Origin of the sequence: Kitasatospora fiedleri, assembly GCF_948472415.1 — a bacterium.
GTDB lineage: Bacteria > Actinomycetota > Actinomycetes > Streptomycetales > Streptomycetaceae > Kitasatospora > Kitasatospora fiedleri.
The window spans coordinates 749,350-771,555 of the sequence record NZ_OX419519.1 but is presented as its reverse complement, the minus strand read 5'-3'; the positions used below and the strand labels follow the sequence as shown (position 1 = coordinate 771,555).

General features: G+C 71.5%; 16 protein-coding genes and 1 pseudogene. 8 read left to right on the top strand and 9 right to left on the bottom strand.

The annotated features are described in order from the left end of the window. Positions 1–252: 252 nt before the first annotated feature. On the top strand, positions 253–1,461 hold the full coding sequence (locus QMQ26_RS03905; protein WP_282206409.1) for a YhgE/Pip domain-containing protein: 1,209 nt from the start codon (positions 253–255) through the stop codon (positions 1,459–1,461). A 78-nt stretch (positions 1,462–1,539) separates the two neighbouring features. Here QMQ26_RS03905 and QMQ26_RS03900 read toward each other — a convergent pair. Beyond that, a pseudogene (locus QMQ26_RS03900) lies at positions 1,540–2,547 on the bottom strand (LacI family DNA-binding transcriptional regulator); the annotation flags it as partial. 305 nt (positions 2,548–2,852) lie between these two features. Here QMQ26_RS03900 and QMQ26_RS03895 point away from each other — a divergent pair. Together QMQ26_RS03895 and QMQ26_RS03890 are read left to right on the top strand one after the other, a co-directional pair. After that, on the top strand, positions 2,853–4,196 hold the full coding sequence (locus QMQ26_RS03895) for a GH1 family beta-glucosidase (RefSeq protein WP_282204765.1): 1,344 nt from the start codon (positions 2,853–2,855) through the stop codon (positions 4,194–4,196). Between the two features lie 281 nt (positions 4,197–4,477). Then, the gene (locus QMQ26_RS03890) at positions 4,478–5,089 is read left to right on the top strand and encodes a hypothetical protein (protein ID WP_282204764.1); all 612 of its coding nucleotides are present in this window, start codon (positions 4,478–4,480) and stop codon (positions 5,087–5,089) included. A 20-nt stretch (positions 5,090–5,109) separates the two neighbouring features. Here the strand turns inward: QMQ26_RS03890 and QMQ26_RS03885 are convergent, their stop codons facing one another. The 3 genes from QMQ26_RS03885 to QMQ26_RS03875 all read right to left on the bottom strand — a co-directional run bounded on the left by QMQ26_RS03885 (position 5,110) and on the right by QMQ26_RS03875 (position 11,271). Further along, complete coding sequence (locus tag QMQ26_RS03885; RefSeq protein WP_282204763.1) at positions 5,110–6,201, bottom strand: hypothetical protein; 1,092 nt, start codon at positions 6,199–6,201, stop codon at positions 5,110–5,112. 208 nt (positions 6,202–6,409) lie between these two features. Next, positions 6,410–7,252 carry a hypothetical protein gene (locus QMQ26_RS03880; protein ID WP_282204762.1) on the bottom strand — a complete coding sequence of 281 codons (843 nt, stop codon included), beginning with the start codon at positions 7,250–7,252 and terminating at the stop codon, positions 6,410–6,412. Beyond that, the gene (locus tag QMQ26_RS03875) at positions 7,252–11,271 is read right to left on the bottom strand and encodes an AAA domain-containing protein (protein ID WP_282204761.1); all 4,020 of its coding nucleotides are present in this window, start codon (positions 11,269–11,271) and stop codon (positions 7,252–7,254) included. The genes QMQ26_RS03880 and QMQ26_RS03875 overlap by 1 nt, the downstream gene beginning before the upstream one ends. Positions 11,272–11,561: 290 nt before the next feature. On the opposite strand from QMQ26_RS03875, the gene QMQ26_RS03870 reads away from it, so the two are divergent. Further along, on the top strand, positions 11,562–12,248 hold the full coding sequence (locus tag QMQ26_RS03870) for a hypothetical protein (RefSeq protein WP_282204760.1): 687 nt from the start codon (positions 11,562–11,564) through the stop codon (positions 12,246–12,248). 83 nt (positions 12,249–12,331) lie between these two features. On the opposite strand, the gene QMQ26_RS03865 is transcribed toward QMQ26_RS03870, so the two are convergent. Then, a complete protein-coding gene (locus QMQ26_RS03865) occupies positions 12,332–13,846 on the bottom strand; it encodes an ISL3 family transposase (RefSeq protein ID WP_282204759.1) in 1,515 nt (504 codons plus the stop codon). 414 nt (positions 13,847–14,260) lie between these two features. Here QMQ26_RS03865 and QMQ26_RS03860 point away from each other — a divergent pair, with 414 nt between their 5' ends. Beyond that, on the top strand, positions 14,261–14,587 hold the full coding sequence (locus tag QMQ26_RS03860) for a hypothetical protein (protein WP_282204758.1): 327 nt from the start codon (positions 14,261–14,263) through the stop codon (positions 14,585–14,587). A 253-nt stretch (positions 14,588–14,840) separates the two neighbouring features. Here the strand turns inward: QMQ26_RS03860 and QMQ26_RS03855 are convergent, their stop codons facing one another. Further along, positions 14,841–15,623: a hypothetical protein gene (locus QMQ26_RS03855; RefSeq protein ID WP_282204757.1), complete on the bottom strand. Its 783-nt coding sequence runs from the start codon at positions 15,621–15,623 to the stop codon at positions 14,841–14,843. 599 nt (positions 15,624–16,222) lie between these two features. Here QMQ26_RS03855 and QMQ26_RS03850 point away from each other — a divergent pair. Next, the gene (locus QMQ26_RS03850; protein ID WP_282204756.1) at positions 16,223–17,530 is read left to right on the top strand and encodes an MFS transporter; all 1,308 of its coding nucleotides are present in this window, start codon (positions 16,223–16,225) and stop codon (positions 17,528–17,530) included. A gap of 140 nt (positions 17,531–17,670) precedes the next feature. On the opposite strand, the gene QMQ26_RS03845 is transcribed toward QMQ26_RS03850, so the two are convergent. Both QMQ26_RS03845 and QMQ26_RS03840 read right to left on the bottom strand, forming a co-directional pair. Next, the gene (locus QMQ26_RS03845) at positions 17,671–18,834 is read right to left on the bottom strand and encodes an NADH:flavin oxidoreductase (RefSeq protein WP_100834885.1); all 1,164 of its coding nucleotides are present in this window, start codon (positions 18,832–18,834) and stop codon (positions 17,671–17,673) included. 214 nt (positions 18,835–19,048) lie between these two features. Beyond that, the gene (locus QMQ26_RS03840; RefSeq protein ID WP_100834884.1) at positions 19,049–19,690 is read right to left on the bottom strand and encodes a carbonic anhydrase; all 642 of its coding nucleotides are present in this window, start codon (positions 19,688–19,690) and stop codon (positions 19,049–19,051) included. A gap of 302 nt (positions 19,691–19,992) precedes the next feature. On the opposite strand from QMQ26_RS03840, the gene QMQ26_RS03835 reads away from it, so the two are divergent. Then, positions 19,993–20,604, top strand: a complete 612-nt coding sequence (locus QMQ26_RS03835) for an HAD-IA family hydrolase (protein WP_282204755.1) — start codon at positions 19,993–19,995, stop codon at positions 20,602–20,604. 54 nt (positions 20,605–20,658) lie between these two features. Here the strand turns inward: QMQ26_RS03835 and QMQ26_RS03830 are convergent, their stop codons facing one another. Next, entirely contained in the window at positions 20,659–20,937 is a 279-nt protein-coding gene (locus QMQ26_RS03830; RefSeq protein ID WP_100834882.1) for a hypothetical protein, read from the bottom strand. A gap of 372 nt (positions 20,938–21,309) precedes the next feature. On the opposite strand from QMQ26_RS03830, the gene QMQ26_RS03825 reads away from it, so the two are divergent. Continuing rightward, the gene (locus QMQ26_RS03825; protein ID WP_282204754.1) at positions 21,310–22,158 is read left to right on the top strand and encodes a class I SAM-dependent methyltransferase; all 849 of its coding nucleotides are present in this window, start codon (positions 21,310–21,312) and stop codon (positions 22,156–22,158) included. Positions 22,159–22,206: the final 48 nt, after the last annotated feature.

The following is a 22,206-nucleotide window of genomic DNA, read 5'->3' as shown; positions in this document are numbered from 1 at the left end:
GCCGTCCGTTCCGCCGTCCGTGCCCTGAACCGCGCCGTCCGCCGCCGCCCCGGCCGGGCCCGGACGACTGCCCCATCGGGGTGAGCCCGGCGGGTGTCGCGGCCGGTCGCGGCGCCCGCGGGCCCTATCGTCGGCAGGGCTCCCGGCCGGGGGCCGCGGGGCGACGAGTGCGGGGAGTGGCATGGCGACCGGAATCCCCCGACCGAGCACGTCCCGCAGGCACCGGCGTCGCGGGTGCTGCGCCGGTGGAGGCTGTGGCTGGTGCCGGGGGTGCTGAGCGCGCTGGTGGCGCTGGTGCTGTCGCTGCTGTACATGGGCGGCATCCTGTCGCCGCAGGACGACCTGCACCGGATGCCGATCGCGCTGGTCGACTCGGACGCCGGGCCGCCGCCGCCCGGCCGCTCGGCGCCGCTGGGCGCGGAGCTGGCGGACGCGGTCGCGGCCGGGACGCCGCCGGGGCAGGTGCAGTGGCAGCGGCTGTCCATGGCCGAGGCCCAGGACCGGCTCTCCTCGGGCCGGGTGTACGGGGCGCTGGTGGTGCCGGAGGACTTCACCCGCAGCGTGGCCGCGCTGACCACCGGTCAGGCGACGGCCCGGCCGGTGCTGCTGACGCTCACCAACCCGGGCACCGGCTCGCTGGCGTCCTCGCTGGCCGGGCAGATCACCCAGCTCGCGGCGCACCGCTCCTCGACCCGGCTGGGCGAGCAGCTGACGGCCGCCGCGCCGGACGCGCCCGCCACCTCGAAACTGCTGCTGGCCGACCCGGTGGACGTGCAGGTCCGGCAGGGGCACCCGATCGCCCGGCACACCGGGCTCGGCCTGAGCGCCTTCTACTACACGCTGCTGCTGGTGCTGGCCGGCTTCCTCAGCGCCAACCTGGTGCACAACGGCGTGGACGCGGCGCTCGGCTACGCGGACAGCGAGATCGGCCCCTGGCACTCGCGCCGTCCGACGGTGCCGATCAACCGGACCCAGACCCTGGTGGTGAAGATGGCGATGACGGCCGGGCTGTCGGCCGTCACCGCCTCGATGATCATGCTGGCCACGATCGGCATCCTCGGCATGGACGCCCCGCACCTCGCCCTGCTCTGGGTGTTCTCGTTCTGCGCCTGCCTCACGGTCGGCCTGGGCGTGCAGGCGATCAACGCGGCGTTCGGCTCGATCGGCCAGCTGGTCGCGATGTTCGTCTTCATCGCCCTGGCCCTGCCCTCCTCCGGCGCCACCATCCCGCTCCAGGCCACCCCGTCCTTCTACCGCTTCCTCGGCGCCTTCGAACCGATGCGCCAGGTCGCCGGCGGCGTCCGCGCGATCCTCTACTTCGACGCCCGCGCGGACGCCGGCCTGACCAGGGCCTGGCTGATGATCCTGCTCGGCTTCGCGGTGGCCCTGGTCTTCGGCTTCGCCATGACCCGCTACTACGACCGCAAGGGCCTGCACCGGATGGTCCCGGCGCCGTCCTGAGCGGGCCCGCGCGCGTCCGGGGAGGGAGGCCGGCCCCGGTCGCTGCTGCGGCGACGGTGCGGAACTACCCGGCGCGCGGGGGAGTTCGCCGGAGCCGCGGGGGATGAGGCGGGTGGGGACGGTGACCGTGCGGGCCCGGGTGCGGTCGCCGTCGAGGCGGGCCAGGGCGATCTCGGCCGCGGTGGTGCCGATGGCGACCGGGTCCTGGGCGACGGTGGTGACGGCGGGTTCCAGGACCTCGGCGAACGGGAGGTCGTCGAAGGAGACGAGCGCGATGTCGCGCCGGCCGGCCCGGGCGGTGCCGAGGACGGTGCCCATGGCGGCGAAGTTGTGGGCCGCCAGGATCGCGGTCGGCGGCTGCGGGGCGCGCAGGGCGCGCTGGACGGCGTCGGCGGCCTCGGCCTCGGTGCGGCCGTCGAGGACGAGCGCGCGGTCGTGCGGCAGCCCGGCGGCGTCGAGCGCCTCGCGGTAGCCGGCCAGGCGTTCGCGGCGGGTGTAGAGGGTGGCCGGGCGGTCGCCGACGAAGGCGATCCGGCGGTGTCCGGCGGCGATCAGGTGGGCGGTGCCCTCGCGTGCGCCGTCCCGGTTGGAGCTGACCACGCTGTCGGCGGTGAGGCCGGTGCCGGGGCGGTCGAGGAACACCACCGGCAGGCCTCCGTCCCGGGCGGTGCGCAGGTGGGCGTGGTCGGCGCCCGCGGCGGGGACCACCAGCAGCGCGCTGACCCGGCGGGCCAGGAAGGTCGCGGTCAGCGCCCGTTCCCGCGTGGGGTCGTCGGCGCAGGAGCCCATCAGCAGGGTCAGCCCGCGTTCGCGCACCGCGCTCTCGATCCCGCCGGCGACGGAGCCGTAGAACGGGTTGCCCATGTCGGGGATGATCAGGCCGACGGTGCTGTCCGGGCCGCCGACGCGGATGTTGCGGGCCATCAGGTTGGGCTGGAAGCCGAGCCGCTCGACCGCCGCCATCACCTTCTCCCGGGTCTCGCGGGAGGTCGGCCCGTCGCCGTTCAGCACCCGGGAGACGGTCTTGGCGCTCACGCCGACCTCCCGGGCGACATCGTTCAGCGTCGTACGACGGGGCGAGGCCATGGACCACCGTTCCGGCTTCGTCCGGCGCGGGCCCCGCCGTGCTGGACGCGGCCCCCGCGCGGACCTGTCTGGTCAGTTCGGGCGGACCCCGGCGGCGGCGTCGGCCGGCCGGGCGTCCGCGACGACAGTACCGCCGCGGCCGGGCACCGTTCCGCCGGGCGGCCCGGCCACGTCCGACCCCGACCCCGACCCCTGGCTCCGATTCCGGCTCCGGCTCCGATCCCGACCCTGGCTCCGAGCGGGCGGGGCTCCCTAATATGAGCACTCCTCGCGTTTCCTGGTTCGTGCCGTCTGGAAGGACCCCCATGACCGACCGCTACGACCTGCCCGCCGGCTTCCGCTGGGGCGTCTCCACCGCCGCCTACCAGATCGAGGGCGCGGTCGACGAGGACGGCCGGGGCCCGTCGGTCTGGGACACCTTCTGCGAACGGCCCGGCGCGATCCGGGACGGCGACACCGGACGCACCGCCTGCGACCACTACCACCGCTGGCCCGAGGACATCGCCCTGATGCGCGAACTCGGCCTCGACACCTACCGGTTCTCGCTCGCCTGGCCGCGCGTCCAGCCCACCGGCCGCGGCCCCGCCAACCCCGCCGGACTCGACTTCTACGACCGCCTCGTCGACGGCCTCCTGGACGCCGGCATCACCCCGCTGCCCACCCTCTTCCACTGGGACCTCCCGCAGGCCCTCGAAGACACTGGCGGCTGGCTGCACCGCGACACCGCCCAACGCTTCGCCGACTACACTGCGCTGGCCGCCGACCGGCTCGGCGACCGCGTCCCCGCCTGGATCACCCTCAACGAGCCCTTCGTGCACCTGGTCTACGGCCACGCCCTCGGCATCCACGCCCCCGGCCACGCCCTGGTCCTCGACGCCCTCCCCGCCGCCCACCACCAACTCCTCGCCCACGGCCTGGCCGCCGCCGAACTGCGCACCCGCGGCCTCGACGTCCTGATCGCCAACAACCTCACCCCCGTCCGCCCCGCCTCCTCCGATCCCGCCGACGTCGCCGCCGCCGACGCCTACGACGCCCTGCACAACCGCCTGTTCACCGACCCCCTCCTCCTCGGCCGCTACCCCGACCTCACCGCGTACGGCCTCGGCCCCGAACCCGACCTCGGCGGCGCCGTCCGCGACGGCGACCTCACCCTCATCTCCGCCCCCGGCCTCGACGGACTCGGCGTCAACTACTACAACCCCACCCGGATCGCCGCCCCCACCGACCCCGGCCTCCCCTTCGCCGAAGCCCCCGTCGAAGGCGTCCCCCGCACCCACTTCGGCTGGCCCGTCGTCCCCGAGGGCCTGCACGAACTCCTCCTGACCCTCCGCGACCGCTACGGCACCGCCCTCCCCCCGATCACCATCACCGAGAACGGCTGCTCCACCGACGCCACCCTCGACGACACCCCCCGCACCACCTACCTCGCCACCCACCTCGACGCCCTCGCCCGCGCCACCGCCGACGGCATCGACGTCCGCGGCTACTGCACCTGGTCCCTCCTCGACAACTTCGAATGGGCCGAGGGCTACAGCCAGCGCTTCGGCCTGGTCCACGTCGACTTCGCCACGCAACGGCGTACCCCGAAGGCGTCGTTCGCCTGGTACCGCGACCTGATCGCCACCCACCGGGGCCGGAATCAGGTGTAGTTGGGCTTCGGTTGGCGTGGGATATGCGGCCTCTCGGTAACGGCGGGGAGGCCATCTGTACGGCGCGGTCTGCGGCAGCTCTACCTCGGACATCGCGCACAAGCCAGGTCGTTCGACAGGTCCACAGCCCATTGCCAACGGTTAGCGGAGGACCTCACGTCGCCCAAGCCCCGACTGTCAGTTGCTTGCCATCGTCAATGATGTCCACCGGAGAGCTCGTATGAGGCTTAGGCGGAGGAGTTCCTGGCCGTCACGTCAGTCGGTAGGGCAGGGTGGTACCCATGGCAGGTGTGGCGAATCCCGCGGCGTGGCGTTCGGTGCGTGAAGCAGCGTTGCCGCAGGCGCCTTCGGAGAGTGAAGGCGCCATGTTTTCAATCCTGGGTACCCGTGCGTTCCTGCTGTACCGGGTAGATGAGACCGAGTACCGCAGGCGGCAGGCGGTTGGTGCCGAGCGGATGGACAGCATCCCCGCGCTGGAGTGTCTGCTCCACCTTCCGGTTGGCATTCCGGTTCCGCTGGGTTCCCTCCTCGACCGGGCCAGCATTCGTGACCTCCCGCGAGGAAGTGTCGAGTGGGACACGGATCTGGTGACGCGCCGGGCGGTCCGGCCACTCGCTGTCGACCTCGCGGTTGTACGGGCCGCCGGTGGTGGGGCGGGTCTGGAGCGAGCAGGTCGGTTCGCGCCGTTCTGCCGTCGGGCTGTCCTACTCGACGAGGTTCCGCGCGCACGGTTGGACGAGATCTTGGCGGAGGCCGCTTTCTACGGCATCGGCGTGCTCGTCAATGAGCCAGAGGGGATCAAGATCGCCCTGGAACCCGAGACGTACCGGCCGCAGCGGCACACCGCCGCGGCCTGGCACTTCGTCGAGGAGCTGTACGGGCGACTGGTCTGAGCCGCCTGCCTGCCAGCGCGTCAGTCGGTTTCCGCACCAGCCGGTGCGGAAGGCGCTGCATCAAGGAGGGACCATCTCAGCAGCTGTGGCTGGACCTTGAAGCCGTTCGGCTGCTGGATAGCGGCGTTGACAAGCGGGTACCGGTCCACTGCGGCCCGACAGCGCTCCTGCCACCACCGCTGGCGGTCGGGCCCAGCCTCTAGGGTCTGCAACGTCTGCTGCCAGGACATCAGTACGGCTGTGTTGTGCTGTGCTGCCGACCGGATGTCGCGGTTGCTCGGGAAGCTGTCCAACGTCCGGCGTCCGCAGGCGGCGCACTCGCACACGGGTGCGTGCGAGGCGGCGAAACGGCGTGCGAGGGTCTTGCCGAGGAACAGGGCCATCAATTCTGGGAACAGCACGGCCGGGGAGTCGGCGAAGCCCGAGTTCTTCGCAGGCTCACCGGGCGGGACGACGTGCCGGAAGCGCCCCGACAGCCCGTAGGCGGCGAACACCGCGCCCCGTGCCAGTGCTCCGAACGCCGCGAGATCGGCCCGCAACAGCGCGGCTCCCGGCACCTCGGCCAGTACCCGCGCCAGCCCGGCCAGCGCGCTGGGGAAACTTGCCAGCGGGTCCAACTGGCCACCAAGCATGATGGCTTTCATACCCGGTGCCGCGCTCACTTCTTCGATGAAGCGGCCGACCAGGTCATCGTGCAGCCAGCCGACGTCCATTGGGAGGGTGAGTACGATCCGGGGATCCTCCCGCGCCGCCACATCGCGTACGACAGCTCGTACGGTGGCCGTGTCCCCGGCACGGAGGTATCCAGTCGGCGTGAGCGCCGCCGTCGCGCCGACGCCGAGTTGCTCTTGGACTGCTTGACCGAGCGGATCTACTGCGGGCAGTTCGTCGGGGCGCGAGAAGAATGGCTCGCTCGCTGTTGCAACGGCGTCCTCGTAGAACGCCGGGTCAGCGATGAGCACGCCTGCGTAGTTGGTGTCCCGCAGCTCCGATGCCTTCTTGAGGGCCTTCGGTCCACTGATCACGAGCCCGCTGCGGGTCGGGTCCAGTTGGTCCCGTACGAACCCCACCCGGGAAGCGTCCACCTGGATCAGCAGCCGGTCGGTGAGCAACTCCGGCCTAATGAAACGGTCTTGGTTGACAATGCGAGACCTCGGACGTCGGGAAGACCTACGAGGTTGGGGGAACGGGACGGAGGAGTCGGACATGGCCTCGCCTTCAACTCGGCGGAAACACTCGACGACGTACTCGTGGCTCTACTGTACGGAGCGGACGAACACTCCGTGTTCTGTCCATCGGGCGCGATACGCCAGGTGGTAGTCAGTCCATGTGGCTCGACTCAAGATCGTTGAGGACGGCGAGGACCGGGCCCCAGCACATCATGACGGTGTCGTGGTCGGGATCGACTCCGCGTTCTCGCTGCTGGCGAAGGTGGACGAAGTTGCGGTACTCGCGGACGATTCTCATGAAGTCGTGAGCGTCGACCTGAATCCAGCCTCGAGACCGGGCGGTGTCCAGTAGCAGTGCCAGGCTGGTCTTGGCCGCCGGCACCGGCCTTCCTCCATTGGGATTTGGGAACCCTTGGGCCAGGCTCGGGTCGCGTTTGGTCAGCACATCAAGCAGCAGACCTTCAGTGAAGCTTCCGATGCCGATGAGAGCGAAGACGTACGCTCCGTTGTCCGCGCAGATACGAGTTTCGTTCACCCGCTGCATGAGCTGACCTGTGATCTCGTTGCTGCTGACCAGTCGTCGGATACGTGCCTCCAAGTCTTCGGGCGGACTGAAGGTGGTTGACCGGCCGTCCTGGCCGAGCCCACCCACCATCGGGCGGCCACCAACGTAAGTGATCGACAGTTGCTCTGCCGCGAGGATCTGGTTGAGACCCTGCCGGAGTAGGTCGGCGGACGCCATGCCGTCGTCGTACTCCAGAGGGTCGCAGATACGGCCCAGGAAGCGGCTGACGGCGGCTTCGTCACTGGCCGACTCCATGATCGTCTCGGTTAGCCAGGACACCCGCGCCGTGCCGTCGTACTCGACCGACACCGGCCATGCCGCTCGCTTCAGCAGCTCGGCGAGCTGGTATCCGGGACGTTCGAAGGGGCCGTCCATGTCCACGACGAGCCGCGCGATGCGTTGGATGGTCATGGGATCGAGCTGGACCATCAAATGGGCTCCTTGTCTGCGAACTGCTGAGAGTGATCGAAGGCTTGGTTGAGGCGTTCGACGATGACCCGTTCTCGCTTTTGGAAACCAAGTTCGGTCATGGCTTGACCGACCCTGGTGTCACGGTCGAGCTGGTAGCCGTCGCTGAGAATCCAGCCGGCGAGCGCCCGGAGATCCGTGTCGGAATAAGTGCCGATGCTGCCACCGGGCGTCAGCGCCGGTCTGTGTCCTCGCTGCGTCGACGGCTCTTCTGCCTGACGCGGAGTGGGCACCGAGGCCTGAGGCGCTGTGCGGCTCGGTGCCTCGTCGGCCGCGCGGACGGCGTCCTGCCAGATACTGACAAGTCGGTCCGTCTCGGTCTGGGGATTGGCGAACCAGTCCGCGGCCCAGATCCGGTGGAACTGCCATCCGAGCTGTTCCAGGTGCGCCTGGCGGAGCCGGTCACGGTCTCGTGCGTTCGCTGTGCGGTGGTAGCGGTCGCCGTCCGTCTCCACGGCAAGCAGCATCTGGCCGGGCCGTTCGGGATGGGCCAGCGCGAAGTCGATGCGGTAGCCGGAGACGCCCCACTGTGGGACGGCGGGAACGCCTGAGGACAGCAGGGCATCCAACACCTGTTGTTCGAAAGGGTTCAGCTCGTACGTCTCCTGGCGTCCACCCGACCGGGTGAGGTCACCCTGGACAGCGCAGTACTCGAGAAACAGGCGCAGCAGTTCGGGGCCGCGGTTCTTCGTTTCGCCACGCGGGCCGAAGTCATGGTGGGAGAACGAGCTGACGACTGTCATGCGGTTGCGTGCACGCGTGATGGCGACGTTGAGCCGACGCTCTCCGCCTTCGTTGTTGAGCGGACCGAAGCGTTGGGCAAGCCGGCCGTTGGCGGCCTTGGCGTACCCGATGCTGAGGATGATGGCGTCACGTTCGTCACCCTGCACGCGTTCGAGGTTCTTGATGAAGAATCGGCGGCCGAGGCCTGCCTCGGGGCTGAAGTAGCCTTGCAGGTCCGGCTGCGCCTCAAGGGCTTTGCGCAGGGCGAGATCGATGCGGTCGGCGTGCCGTTGGCCCATGGTGATGATGCCGAGGCTGAGGTTGGGGGTAAGGGAGGCATGGTCGAGGGCCAACTTCACCACTCGCTCGACCTCCTGAGGCGCGGAGCCGTCCTGGCCGGGGAGCGCGTGTCCGTCGACGACATCCAGAAGGATCGGACTTGCGACGGCGGTCCCAGGGAACGTGATGAGCTGGTCGCGGTAGATCTCGCGGTTGGAGAAGGCGATCAGCCTCTCGTCACTGCTCCGATAGTGCCAGCGGAGGGTGTGGACTCGGGGCAGCCGACTGCTGAGCAGATCCAGGAGCGACTCGAAGACACTGGGATCGGTCCTGTCCTCGTCGTCAGCGTCCTCCTGGTTGTCCGTGCCGCTCAGCACGCGGCTGAAGAACGAGGTGGGCGGCAGCTGGTTCCGGTCGCCCGCGACGACGACCTGGCGACCCCGCATGATCGACGTCATGGCGTCGTGCGGCAGGATCTGGCTGGCCTCGTCGAAGACCACCACGTCGAACAGCCGAGTGGCCGGTAGCACCCGACTCACCACGAGCGGCGACATGGCCCAACAGGGCTTGGCCGCCAACAGTACGTCGGGGGCCCTGGCGACCAGTTTGCGCAAGGGCAAGTGGCGCGTCTTGCGGGCGGCCTGGTCGCGGACTACGGCGTTCTGGTCACGGTGGGTATCACGGGCCTTGCGCAGCCGGGCCGCCACGGAGTATCGCACGCGGCCGGCATTGGCGGTCATGTGGTCGCTGTCGGTTCGACGGAACTGCGTGACGGCGTGATCGTGTTCCCGTTCGGTAAAGGTACGAACGTGCTGGGAATGCATCTTGATCTCGTCGAGAACGGATGACCACCAGGCGTACTGGAACCGATCGACCACTACCTCTGGCGTTGGGAGGCTCTGAGTCAGCTCGTCAAGCAGTGGGCCAAGACCGGCGGTCTCCAGGCGGTCGGTCAGTTGGTTGAGTTCGGGCATCTGGTACAGCGTCCCGCGGTCTTCATCGAGTTCTCGTACGATCTCGGCTACCTCATTGGCAGGCTTTTTCGCCCAGTCGTCGACACCCGCGCAGAGGGCCACTGCGGCAAGCCGGTCGCGAAGCTCGATGAAGTTCTTCAGTGTGGCGCCGAGCTCAGGGACTACGGAAGGCGGTGTGCCGTCCACCGATACGCTCTGCCAACGGGTCCGCTGCTCCTGGGCCTGGACCAGCCGGGTGTGGAGGACCTGGCGGTCGCGCAGTCCGTCCCGACGGATGGCCATGGCCTCACGGACCAAGGAGCGACGCTGCCACCAACCGATGGGTTGCCCATGCTGCTTGCGCCATGCCCGGTCAGCAGTAGCGGCGACGAGCCGGTCGAGCTGCGGTCCGAAGACCTCCGGGGTGAACTCCTGGAAGGTGCTGGACACGGCCTGCAAGAGGTCCAGCAACTGCTGCCAGCCTTGGACGTCCGATGCCTGACACAACCCTGCTGCGGTGATAAGTTTTTCGATCTCCCGGCAGGTGTCCAGGAAGGCTGTACCCGCCAACTGGTCGAGTCGTTCGAGGACCGGACGGAGTTCCGCGATGTCCCGTACGCGGGCCCGTGCCCAGGGAGACTGACCGCGCCGAATCTGCAGCCCCTTTCGGCTGACGAATTTGTGCAGGTCCCGCTCCACCTGTTGCCGTGCGGGCAGGTCCAGTTGCTTCAGGACACCGCCGCGCAGGCGCCAGCGGGTCTGGCACTCAGGCGGAATTCCCGACAGCGCAGCCATGGCCTGGTAAGCGCTTACTCCCCACGGGGACCGCGGCTGGTGGAACTCGGCGACATGTCGGCCGGTCTGACCACGGAAGTGTTCGAGCGAGGCGTGCAACTGCTCAGGGCGTGGCGGCGGCTTCTGACCGGATCGGTCGAGGGTCTCAAGAAGCTGTTGGGCCAGCTGGCGACGGTTCAGCTTGTTCCCATGGAGATCGAGAACAAGTCCGTCGAGGTCGACCTGGGCGAGTCGATCGGTAACGGCCTCGATCGCGGCACGCTTCTCCGCGACGAAGAGGATGCGCCGTCCCTCAGCAGCCAGCGCAGCGATGAGGTTGGCGATGGTCTGGCTCTTACCCGTTCCGGGAGGTCCCTCAATGACCACATGTCGGCCGGCCAGCACGGCGCGGATCGCCTGTTGCTGAGAGGCATCGGCATCGTGGATGAGGAACTCCTCCCGCGGCGGGATCTCGCCCTCCGCAGGAGGGTCCTCCGTGTCCTCCAGTAGCGAGTGGGCCGCCGTGCTGTCACCAGCGATGGCAGCGATGACGGGGTGCTCGGCGAGCAGCGAGCCAGAGTTCTTCAAGTCGTTGACCATGGGCAACCGGTCGAAGCTGAAGGCCCCGACCACAAGGCGTTCCTCGAACGATACGGACAGCCCGCTCCGATGGAGGGCCTTGGCGAGGAGGTCATACACAGCACGCACCCGGGTCCCCGGCTCCGTCTGCTCCTCAAGCGTGGCCGACGTCTGGTCGGCCAGTTGGTCGAGGTCGGCGTCCAGGCCGTACTGGCGGTTCAGCGCGTAGAGCAGGACCGGATTGATCTCCGGCTCGCCGTCGACCTGGAAGACGAAGTCGTTCTCGGTGGCCGTGCGCGGCTGGATCGTCAGAGGCAGCAGCACGAGGGGAGCACGCAGGGGGAGAACAATGGTCGTACCACGTGTCTTCGGCGGGTCCACGTTCAGCAGTCCACAGGCCAGGCGACCGGCCTCGACGCCTTGTTCTTCGTCCAGTTCCAGGATCCGGCGTCGTAGGTGGCGCGCGCGAAGGCAGGCAGATTTGTGATCGGACGGATCGGGAACGAGGCTCGCGAGCCGTACCTTTCGGCCGGCCAGTAGCGCGTGCTGCTGTTCGGCGGAGATGGCGGTGAGGTCGAGGCTGCCAGTCTTTGTGTCCTTGAAGTGCAGCAGTGTGTTGCGCGGTCCGAGATCAATGAGTTCGTCGGCCCATCGCTGAGCCTGGGAGGCCACGGCCTCCTCCCGCGCGCGAGTGGCGGTGCCGTTCACTTTGCTACCCCTCTGTCCGAGCCTCTTCGTAAGCCCCCTGGTCGGCAGGCGAACGCACCAGATTACGAGCTCTGTTGAGAGGAAGAGGAGGAATTCGGAGCTTTATCGGAGATTACAGGGAGCGCATAGGAGTGTTGCTCAGGCTCGGGCGTGCGCCCCGCGCGCGCCGTCGGGAAACTAACGTGTCAGAGGGCACGGCAGACTGGCTCTGGCGCGAGTTCCGTGAAGGATCTTGAGTCTGGTGTAATTCCAGCGTGGTGAAGCCCCGGGAGCCGGGGCAGTTCGGTGTCCAGGTGGGGCGGGGACGGATGGTGGCGGCAGAACCACAGGGTGCTGCGCAGAAGCCCGAACGGGTGGAGTGGGAACTGATGCCCCTGGACGGCGTCGGGCCGCTGTGGTTCGGCATGCGCATCGCCGAGGTCGCCGCGGTGTTGCCGGGCATGACCGAGCTGCGCAGGTTCCAGGCCGACCCGTGGGGGCCGGCGCCTCTGGGCGTCGAGTTCGGGACCGGAGTCGGGGAGCCTGCCGTGTACGGCTACTTCATCGCCGGCAAGCTGTTCTGCGTCGCGGTCGACGCCGCCCACGGGCCTCAGGTGGCGCTCTGGGGAAGGGAGTTGACCGCCCGCGTCCCGGTTGAACTGGAGCGGTTCCTTCTGCACGCTTCCGATTGCGGGGTGCTCGGTGTGTCCTACGGTCCGCGGGGCAACCCCGGGGCCGCCGGGATCGGCCTGGTCCTGCGAGTGCAGGAGGTGGCGGGCCGCGTGGTGACCCGCCCGGTGATGGTCGGCCGAGGCTGGGAAGAGCGGTGCACTGACGACTGGGAAGGGCCGATACCGCAATGTGAGTGGGTCGGCCGGCAGTGGCCCTACCCGGGCCATCCGGACCACTGGCCCCCACTCGGCAGTCCACCGCGGTGGAGCGACTGGCAGCCTCCCTTCTGACCAGCACCACTTCCCGGTCGAGCCCGACAGCTCCTGGTTGAAGGACTTACCGATCCTCGCGGACGTACCGTGCTTGTTGATGTTCATGACGCGAGGAGTACGCGCTTGCGGAGGAGGTCGAGGTTGGCTCGGCCGAACATCTGGCGCTTGAGCATCTTGATGCGGTTGACGTGTCCCTCGACCGGGCCGGAGTTCCAGCGGAGTGTGAGGCCCGCCATGACCGCGTCCCAGTCCTTGCGCAGTCCGGTGGCGAACCCGCGTAGTTCCGGCAGTCGGCTGGCCTGGGCGTCCGCGGTCCACTGTTCGAGGTCCTCCTGGCCCCGGCGGTGGACGAGGATCGAGGCGAACCGCGCGATGAGTTCGCAAGCTTCGTCCAACTCCCGGCAGCGGTGCAGGAGTTCCTTCAGCAGGACGCGACCAGACTCGGGGCGGTTGTCGGGGTGGGTGAGGATCAGCTTGGTCACCTCGCGGACCTTGGGGACCGGCGGCCGGGTGGCCGGCTTGGCGTTCTCACGCAGCCGGTGCACGAAGCGGCGCACGGTGCGCTCGCTGACGGTCAGGCCGCGTTCGGTGAGTTCTCGGTGGAGCCGAAGCGCGCTGTGGCAGCCCTCGTTGAAGCGGGCGATCAGGTAGGCGGCGTGACCGTCCAGGCTGCTCTGCCAGCCGGTCCGGCGGTCGCCGATCAGCTCCTCGGCTGTGGCGGCGCGCATGAACTTCCGCGCCGTCTTCAGGTCGAGGCCGAGCTCGGCCACGACCTGGCTGTGCCCCATGCCCTTGTCCATCAAGGCGTGGACGGCGGCGTGGCGCTCGCGGGTCCGGCGGACCCGTCGCCCTTCAGGCGCCTCGGACGGCACCACCTTCTCCTTCTCGGGTGTGGGCGGGACCCACTGCGAGCGCAGGCGGGCGACCAGCCGCTCGGCCGCGTCGCCGAGGTTCGCCCAGAGGTGACACCTGTCTGCGACCTGCGTCGCCGTGCCGGCGCCGCGGTCCGCGCCCTCAGCGTAGTAACGGGTGCGGTCACGGCAGATCACCTCGACGCCGGGGTGCTCGGTGAGCCAGGCGGCCAGGGCGTCGGCGGACCGCTCCGGCAGGACCTCGACGGGGCGGCGGCCCTCGATGTCGATCAGGACGGTGCCGTAGTGGTGGCCCTTGCGCAGGGCGAAGTCGTCGACACCGAGCACGCGGACCGGCCCGATGGCCGGGTCCGGCAGTGCGCGGATCAGGCGGATCAGGGCGTCCCGGCCGACGCCGACCGCCAAGTGCTCGGCCAGCCGGACCCCAGCCCGGCCGCCCAGCGCCAGAGCGACTGCCTCGCGGACCTTCCGCAACGGCACTGTGCACCGGCCGTACCGGAACGTCAGACCCGGGATCTGCTCGGCGAAGGCTCGCTTCCCGCACTCCGCGTTGTCGCAGAAGAACCGGCGGACCCGCAGGTGCAGCACCAGCTCCTGCCCGCAGACCGCCGTATCGCTGATCCGACGCTCGTACCCACTGTGGACGCGTCCGGACCAGTTCCCGCAGCCCGGGCACTCCGCCCCCGGCGCCCGGCCCCGGACACTCACCCGTACCGACCTGCCGGTCGATCGGATCAAGTCCATGCTCAGCAGCGCGAACTGGGGCAACAGGACAGACAGAAGATCATCGACAGACACCCGCCATGATCAACTTTCCTCTGCCCTCGCGGGCGGCTTTCACGGAACTCGCGCCAGAGCCAACTCCTACTGTCCCTTGGTACTAACGCTTCGTGGGCAAGCGCGGGGAGGGGAGAAAGGCAGACTCTACGGCGCACGCGCTGACCCAACCTGCGTCGACGAGCGTTCCAGAGAGGGGACTGGGATGACAGGATGTTCGATGGCCCGAGGGCTACGGCCAATGCTTCGGCCTCATCCACGTCGACTTCACCACGCGGCGGTTCCCCCCAAGCTTCCTTCGCCCGGTACCGCGACCTGATCGCCGCCCACTGGGCTGGGGACTGAGGCACCGTTTTTTGGCGCCGGGGAACGCTTTCGATCATGGAGCTCGATAAGGCATTGCCTGAGGAGGAGCTGTCCGCGATCGAGCGGTACGTTGCTGGCGCCACTCCGGGGCCGTGGGGCGGCTGGGTGGAGAGCTGGCACGGGATCGGCGGCACCAGTTTCATCCAGCTCCGCGCTGACGCCGAGGAGGGTGACGGGGATCTACCTGACTCACGCGCAGGCGACCACAAGGTCGTCGGGGAGGATACCCGGGCCGACGCGGACATCGAGTTCATCGCCAACGCGCGTCAGGACGTGCCGCGTCCGGTCAACGAGATCAGGCGGCTGTGGGCTGTCCTGGAGGAGGCGCACACGGCTGAATGACAAGCGGGTCGAATGCGGTTAGGTCCGGTCGTGGAACTCGTCCCTGAAGCGGGACGGTTTCGCGGGCGACGAACCCCGGTTGTTGCTGCCGCTGGGGTGATCGAGACCGCGAACATCCTCTCCTGGACCGGCGGCCACGCCACCGGAGGTCCGCTGGACGAGGTCTTTCGGACCGTCCGCGATCGGATGCCGGATCCGGTGATCGAGCGCCAGGTGGCGGTCCCGTGTTCGGAGCGGGGTCGGGGTGGGCCGTTCAGGGGAGGAAGTAGTCCGGGGTGCGTTCGGTGAGGGTCGACGTCAGGGTCTGCAGGTCGGCTGTGGTGGTGTTCCTGCTGTCGGCGGACATCACGATCAGGTAGTCGCCGCGGCGGACGAAGTAGTGGAGCGTGTAGGGGCCGACCTGGCGCCAGGTGTCCGGGGTGACCTGCTCGCAGTTCTCGGCGCGTACCGTGCTGCCGAGGTCCAGGGCGTCGCAGAGCGGGGGACGGAAGGTGTCCCGTACCGGTTGGACGGTCACCCGGACGGCTCGGTTGTCGGCGTCGGCGGTGTCGGCGGTGTCGTCGGGGTTGTCGGTGGTCGGGCGGGCGGGGAGCAGGGTGAAGCCGAACCAGTGGGCGGGCTGGTTGGCCAGGGGGTGGTGCAGGCGGTAGTCGGTGAGGTCCGGGGCGTACAGCGGGACGCCGGCGCCGGTGATCTCGTCGCGGAGGCGTTCGTCCGCCTGGTGCTCGCCGAGGAGGGCGGACAGCGGCCAGCAGAGGGCGAGGACGAGGAGCAGGGCGATGCGCGGTCGCCAGCGGGGCGGTCTGGGGGCGGTCAGGACGGCCGCGAGCGCGAACAGTGCGGTGGAGGCGAGCGGCAGCAGTATGTCCAGGGGGAGCCGGGAGCCGACTCGGTAGTACAGGTTGCCGGCCAGCCAGAAGAGCAGGACGGCCACCGCGACGACCCGCCAGGCCGGGCGGATGCCCACCAGCCGCAGTGCGAGCCGGCTCAGCAGGAACCCGGTGACGGCGCTGGCCGCGAGGAACAGCAGTCCCACCCCCAGGCAGCCCCACTCCTGTTGCCGGTCGCACGGGAGGAGGCCGGCCCACGGGAGCGCGGCCAGGCCGAGCCAGCAGAGCCCGAGACCTGCTCCGACCGCCGCCGACCTCGCCGTGCGCGATCCGCTGACCGCCCGCCACCGGCCCGCCCCTCGGCTGGGCGTGGCCTTCCCCCCGGTTGAGCTCACCGGCCCGCATCCTCTCCGTGCTGCTGTGCGCGCGTGGTCCGAGGACCGAGCCTGTCGTACGGCGGCGGGGGCGGCATGAGTACGCGCACTCGGATTCGGGGGTCGGCGGAGCCGTCGGGCACCGTCCCGACGGGGCCGGGACCGTGGCGTGCAGCGGCGCCGACTCCGGTGCGACGAACGCCCGGTGGGCCCTCGGCACCTCGGACGACCTCTACCGCAGCGCCACCGCGTGCACCGGCTGACGCCCCGTCCCTATGCGGTTGACGGGACGGCGGCCCGCAACAAGACTCCCCGGGTACGGTCGGAGACCGCCCGGCGGTGCGGGGCGGTCCGGTGGCGGGCCGGTCCGCTCCCGTCGGCGACGACGACGGCGACGACGGCGGCGGCGCTGCGGAGGGGAGGGCCCGGCGGTGGTGACCGGGACGGGGGAGCGGAGCCGGGCCGGGTCGGTCCGGGACGGCGGTGGCGGTGGCGGCGAGGCGGAGGTGCTGCGCGACCCGCGGTTCCGGCGGCTGTGGGCGGCCAACGGGATGCGCGACTCCGCGGCGGAGGTCGCCGGGTTCTCGCTGCCCGTCACCGCCGTGGTGGTGCTGCACGCGACGGCGCTGGAGGCCGCCCTGGTCGCGGTGTTCGCCCGGCTCGGCTACCTGCTGGTGGGCCTGCCGGCCGGCGCCTGGGTCGACCGGTGGCGCAAACGGACCGTGCTGCTCGCCGCCGACGCCGCCTACGCGTCGGCGTTCGCCAGCGTCCCGGTGGCGTACGCGCTGGGCGTTCTGACGGTTCCTCAGCTGTTCGCGGTGGCCCTGGCGGTCAGCGTGGCGGGGGTGTTCTTCGACGTCGCGCACACCAGCGTGCTGCCGCTGCTGGTCTCCAAGCGCCGGGTCGCCGACGCCAACGCCCGGTTGCAGACCTCCGAGAACGCGATCCGGACGGTCTCCCCGACCGCGGCCGGCGTCCTCACCCCGACCGTCCCGGCCCCGCTGCTGTACGGGCTGGCCGCCGTCCTGCACCTGCTGTCCTGCCTGCTGGTGCGCGGCGTCCGGCCGGACGCGGACATCGCAGTCTTCGGCGGTCCGCGCCGACTGCGCCACGAGATCGCCGAGGGCGTCCGGGTGACGGCCCGGCGGCCGGTGCTGCGGCTGCTGATCTCGCAGGCGGCGCTCAACAACCTGGGCGCGGGCGCGATCCTGGCGGTCCTGCCGGTGTTCCTGCTGCGCGACCTCGGCCTGGCGCCGTGGCTGTACGGCGCGCTGTCGACGGCGGGGGCGGTGGCGGGCGTGCTGTCCTCGCTGGTCGGGCCCCGGCTGCGGCGGCGGTTCGGCGAGATCCGGATGGTCTTCGTGTTCTCCGCGCTGGCCCCCGTCGCGGCCCTCGGCGCGCCACTCGCCGGGCTCCTCCCCGGGGCGGCGGTGCCGCTGGTGGCGACCGCCCAGGTGCTGATCGGCTTCGTCGTCGTGGGGCGGACGATCGCCGCCGCGGGCCTGCGGGCCAGGGTGACGCCGACCCGCTACCTGGGCCGGGTCGCGGCGGCGGCCGGTGTCGTCACCCAGGGCACCACCCCGCTGGGCGCGCTGCTGGGCGGCCTGCTGGCTGCCTCCTGGTCGCCGCCCACCGCCCTGTGGGCGGGCGTCGCGCTGATGGCGGTGCCCGCCGTCCTGCTGGCCCGCTCGCCGCTGCGCGGGTACCGCACCCTGCCGGCCGCGTGGGAGGAGGACTGACGCGGGACGGGCGGGCCTGCGGACGGCGCGCCGACGGTCCGCGGCGCCGCTCGGCGGGGTCTTCCGGCCGAGCGGCCGAGCGGCCGAGCGGCCGAGCGGCCGAGCGGCCGTCCGGGCGAACAGACGGACGGGGAGCGGCGTCAGTGCAGGGTGCGGGCCGCCGCCGCGTCGTAGGGGCGCAGGTCGGCGGTGCGGCCGGAGAGGACCTTGGCGGCCCACTGCGGGTCCTGGAGGAGGGCGCGGCCGACGGCGACCAGGTCGAACTCGTCGCGCTCCAGCCGGTCGAGCAGGTCGTCGATGCCCTGGACCGGGGCGCCCTCGCCCGCGAAGGCGCCGAGGAAGTCGCCGTCGAGGCCGACCGAGCCGACGGTGATGGCGGGCAGGCCGGTGAGCTTCTTGCTCCAGCCGGCCAGGTTGAGGTCGGAGCCGTCGAACTCGGGGACCCAGTAGCGGCGGGTGGAGGCGTGGAAGGCGTCGACGCCGGCCTCGGCGAGCGGGGCGAGGATCGCCTCCAGCTCCTGCGGGGTCTCGGCGAGCCGGGCGTCGTAGTTGTCGGACTTCCACTGCGAGTAGCGGAAGATGACCGGGAACCGGGGCGAGACGGCCGCGCGCACCGCGGCGACCAGCTCGGCGGTGAACTTCGTCCGGGCGACCGGGTCGCCGCCGTACCCGTCGGTGCGGCGGTTGGTGCCCGCCCACAGGAACTGGTCGAGCAGGTAGCCGTGCGCGCCGTGCAGCTCGACGCCGTCGAAGCCGATCCGCTCGGCGGCGGCCGCGGCCTCGGCGAACGCGCCGATCACGGCGTCCAGGTCGGACCGGGTCATCGCCTGCCCGGTCCCCTCGGTGCCGTCCAGCCGGATGCCGGACGGCCCGATCGCGGGGGCGTCCGGGAACGGCTGCTGGCCCTGCTTGCGCACCATGCCGATGTGCCACAGCTGCGGGACGATGGTGCCGCCCGCCGCGTGGACGTCCTCGGCGACGCGGGCCCACCCGGCCAGCTGCTCCTCGCCGTGGAAGCGCGGGATGCGGTCGCTCTGGCCGGCCGACTCGTGGCCGACGTACGTCCCCTCGGTGACGATCAGCCCGACGCCGGCGGCGGCCCGGCGGGCGTAGTACCCGCGCACGTCCTCGCCGGGCACGCCGCCGGGCGAGAACTGGCGCGTCATCGGCGCCATCGCGATGCGGTTGGGCACGGTCAGCCCGTTGATCGCGACGGGCCGGGACAGCACCTCGGCCGCCCGGGAGGCGGTGGAGCCTGCGGAGTCGGCGGAGTCGGTGCCCGGGGTGGGCTCGGTGACGGTCATCGAGGTTCCTCACGGTCGGTGGCGGCGGACGCCCGTGGACAGCTGGTCCCACGCGTCAACCGCCCTGCGCGCCGCCGCATTTCGCCTCCTCCGCCCGCTCCGCTGTGATCCGCGTCACCGGGGAGGGGCCGGGTCGGGGGTGGCCGCCGAACGCCGCAGCCCCGGCCCGGGGTGCGGGACGGGGCTGCGGGGAGCGCCGGAAGGCGGGCCGGGGTCAGGCGGCGGCGGGGGCCGGGAGGTCCAGACCGCGGGTGGTGACCAGGTGGGCGGTGCCGTCCACCAGGCGGTAGGAGAGGCCGACGACGGCGGTGGTGCCCGCGGCGACCGCGGCCGCCAGCGTCTGCGAACGGTCCACCAGCAGGGACACGGTGTGCCGTATGTGCTCGTCGATGAAGTCGGAGTTGTCGGTGTAGCCGGCGGCGTTGGCGGCCAGCACGCTGGGCGTGACCCGCTCGATGACGTCCCGGACGAAGCCCTCGCCGCTGGAGCCCGCGGCGACGGCCTCCCGGGTGGCGCCGACGGCGCCGCAGGAGTCGTGGCCGAGGACGACCACCAGCGGCGTGCCGAGCACGCTCGCGCCGTACTCGATGCTGCCGAGGACCTCGGGGCCCAGCACGTGGCCGGCGGTGCGGACCACGAACAGGTCACCGAGGCCCTGGTCGAAGATGATCTCGGCGGCGAGCCGCGAGTCGGAGCAGCCGAACAGCACGGCGAACGGGGTCTGGGACGGCGCGGTCTGGGCGCGGCGGGCGGCGTCCTGGTTGGGGTGGTTCGGGGAACCGGCGACGAACCTGCGGTTGCCCGCCAGCAGCGTCTCGAAGGCGACCTGGGGGGTGAGGTGTGCGGCGTCAGTCATGCCCGCAGACTACGTCCCCCACCCGCTCCGGGCCATGCCCGGGCCACGTCCTGGACTCCTCCGCGCCGGGACCAAACCATGATCAAAGGGGCGATCCCGGCCGAAATCGTTCGGATAACGGCGTCCCGGCGGCGATAATCGCAGCCGTCCCGGGCCGCCGGTGCGCATATCCTTCCCCGGACGGTCGGCGGGAGCGACGCCGACCGGTGTTGACCGGGGCCGACGGGTGTCGAACGGGGCCGACCGGGCCGACCGGGCGGGGGGAGGGGCGGAAGAGGGGGACGACGGGCCGGTACGCGGCGGTGCTGTTCGACGTGGACGGGGTGCTGCTCGACTCGCTGCCCGCCCACCGGCGGGTCTGGGACGCCTGGGCCCGGATGCGCGCGCTGGACACCGAGCACGTCTGGCGCCACACCTTCGGCCGCCGCCCCGAGGACACCGGCCGCGAGGTCGCCCCCGCCCTCGACCCGGCCGCCGAACGGCGGGTCCTGGACCGGCTGATGCGGCCCGAGGACGACGCCTTTCCGGCCGCCGACGGCGCGGCCGAACTGCCGGCGGCGCTGCGCCCCGGCAGTTGGGCGCTGGTCACCTCGGGCAGCCGGGACGCGGTGCGGCGCAGGTTCGCGCCGGCCGGGCTGCCGCTGCCGGGGGTGCAGGTGTACGGGGAGGACGTCCGGGCGGCCGAGCCGCACCCCGAGGCGTACCTGCTGGCCGCGCACCGGCTGGGCGTCGAGCCCGGGCGCTGCCTGGTGCTGGAGGACGCCCCCGCCGGGGTCGCGGCGGGCGCGGCGGCCGGGTGCGCCGTGATCGGCCTGACGCTCTCCCACCCGCCCGACGCGCTGCCCGGAGCCGCGCTGTGCGTGCCGTCGCTGCGGGCGGCCGGGGACCGGTTGGCGGAGCTGCTGGAACCCTGACGCCGCCGGGCCGGGGGGTCGGCACGTGCCGTGAGGTCGGCACATGCCGTGGCGTCAGCACATGTAGTCGGCGCTGCCCTGGTAGCGCCTGCCGGACCAGTTGATGAAGTAGATGTCGTAGACGCCGTGCCGGAAGCCGTTGCCCGCGACGTAGGTGGAGGTGCGGAACTGCTGGAACTGGCCGTCGCCGTAGTTGTTGGAGTAGGTGGCGGGGCAGCCCAGGCCGCTCAGGTTGGCGACGGGGGACGCCGCGGCGGGGCCGGCCAGCGTGAGGGCCAGGGCACCGGCGAGGGCGGTGACGGTGAGTGCTCGGGCGGCGCGGCGCGGGGCCATCGGAACTCCTGGGGACGTCAGCGGTGGGGCCGCCGGGGCAGGGGGCGGCCGGGCCGGGGGAGCGAGGGCCGTCCCGGCGTGCAAGATCCTGCTGGGGTGCGGCCACCCCGGTCAATGGTCTGGACCACTTGGCCGGAAGCGTGACCGGATCGCGCCCGTTCGCCCACCCCCGATCAGCTCGGACACCCCGATCAGCTCGGATCACTCCGCGTCGCCCTCCGCCGGCCGGATTCGACCGCCCGGGCGCACGAATGCCGACCGACCGCCAGAAAGGGTGAACTGTAGGACGGTTGGCGAAAAGGCGGGGCGCACCGGGCGGTTCCGCGCCATGATCGGAGGTCGAGGGAACGGAACCGGAAGGCGGCGGGACGCGTGGTCGAGGGCTGGGAGTGGGACGACACGCTGTTCGCGGGGGCGGCCCCGCACTACGCCCGCGGCCGGCTCCCGTACGCGCCCGGGCTGGCCGACGCGCTCGCCGGGGCGCTGCGGCTGGACGGCGCCGGGCGGCTGCTGGACGTCGGCTGCGGACCCGGCACGCTCGCGCTGGAACTCGCCGACCGGTTCGCCGAGACGGTCGGCCTGGACGCGGACGCCGCCATGGTCGCCGAGGCGGCCCGGGCCGCCGCCCGCGCCGGACTCGCCCGACGGACCCGCTGGGTGCACGCCCGCGCCGAGCAACTCCCGTACGGGCTGGGTATGTTCGACCTCATCGCGTTCGCCCAGTCCTTCCACTGGATGGACCGGGAGCCGGTCGCCGCGACCGCCCGCGACATGCTCCGCCCCGGCGGCACCCTGGTGCACCTCGCCGACTGGAAGTCCGAGCCGCTCCCCGTCGACCCCGCCCCGCTGCCGCACCCGCCCGTCCCGCAGCCCGCGATCGACGCCCTGGTGCGCCGCCACCTCGGCCCGGTCCGCCGGGCCGGGCGCGGCGTCCTGCCGCACGGCACGCCCGGCGGCGAGTCCCGGGTGTACGCCCGGGCCGGGCTGCTGGGCCCCGAGCGGCTGGTCGTCCCCGGCGGGCAGGTGCTGGAGCGGGACGCGGACCAGGTGGTGGCGGGCGTGCTGTCGCTGTCCTCCTCCGCGCCGCACCTGTTCGGCACCGGCCTGCCCGCCTTCGAGGGCGAACTGCGCGCGCTGCTGCGGGAGTTCTCGCCGTCCGGCCGGTTCTCGGTGCGGCAGCCCGGCAGCGAGGCCGTCCTGTGGCGCAGGCCCGGCGGCTGAGACCGGCGGCTGGGACCGGCGGCTGGGACCGGCGGTTGGGGCCGTCGG

What these genes read in the sequence shown, in the direction of transcription:
- QMQ26_RS03865 (WP_282204759.1), bottom strand. Translation starts at nt 13,846, where the DNA reads ATGGACTTGATCCGATCGACCGGCAGGTCGGTACGGGTGAGTGTCCGG.
- QMQ26_RS03890 (WP_282204764.1), top strand. Translation starts at nt 4,478, where the DNA reads ATGGCAGGTGTGGCGAATCCCGCGGCGTGGCGTTCGGTGCGTGAAGCA.
- QMQ26_RS03880 (WP_282204762.1), bottom strand. Translation starts at nt 7,252, where the DNA reads ATGGTCCAGCTCGATCCCATGACCATCCAACGCATCGCGCGGCTCGTC.
- QMQ26_RS03840 (WP_100834884.1), bottom strand. Translation starts at nt 19,690, where the DNA reads ATGACTGACGCCGCACACCTCACCCCCCAGGTCGCCTTCGAGACGCTG.
- QMQ26_RS03860 (WP_282204758.1), top strand. Translation starts at nt 14,261, where the DNA reads ATGGAGCTCGATAAGGCATTGCCTGAGGAGGAGCTGTCCGCGATCGAG.
- QMQ26_RS03895 (WP_282204765.1), top strand. Translation starts at nt 2,853, where the DNA reads ATGACCGACCGCTACGACCTGCCCGCCGGCTTCCGCTGGGGCGTCTCC.
- QMQ26_RS03830 (WP_100834882.1), bottom strand. Translation starts at nt 20,937, where the DNA reads ATGGCCCCGCGCCGCGCCGCCCGAGCACTCACCGTCACCGCCCTCGCC.
- QMQ26_RS03845 (WP_100834885.1), bottom strand. Translation starts at nt 18,834, where the DNA reads ATGACCGTCACCGAGCCCACCCCGGGCACCGACTCCGCCGACTCCGCA.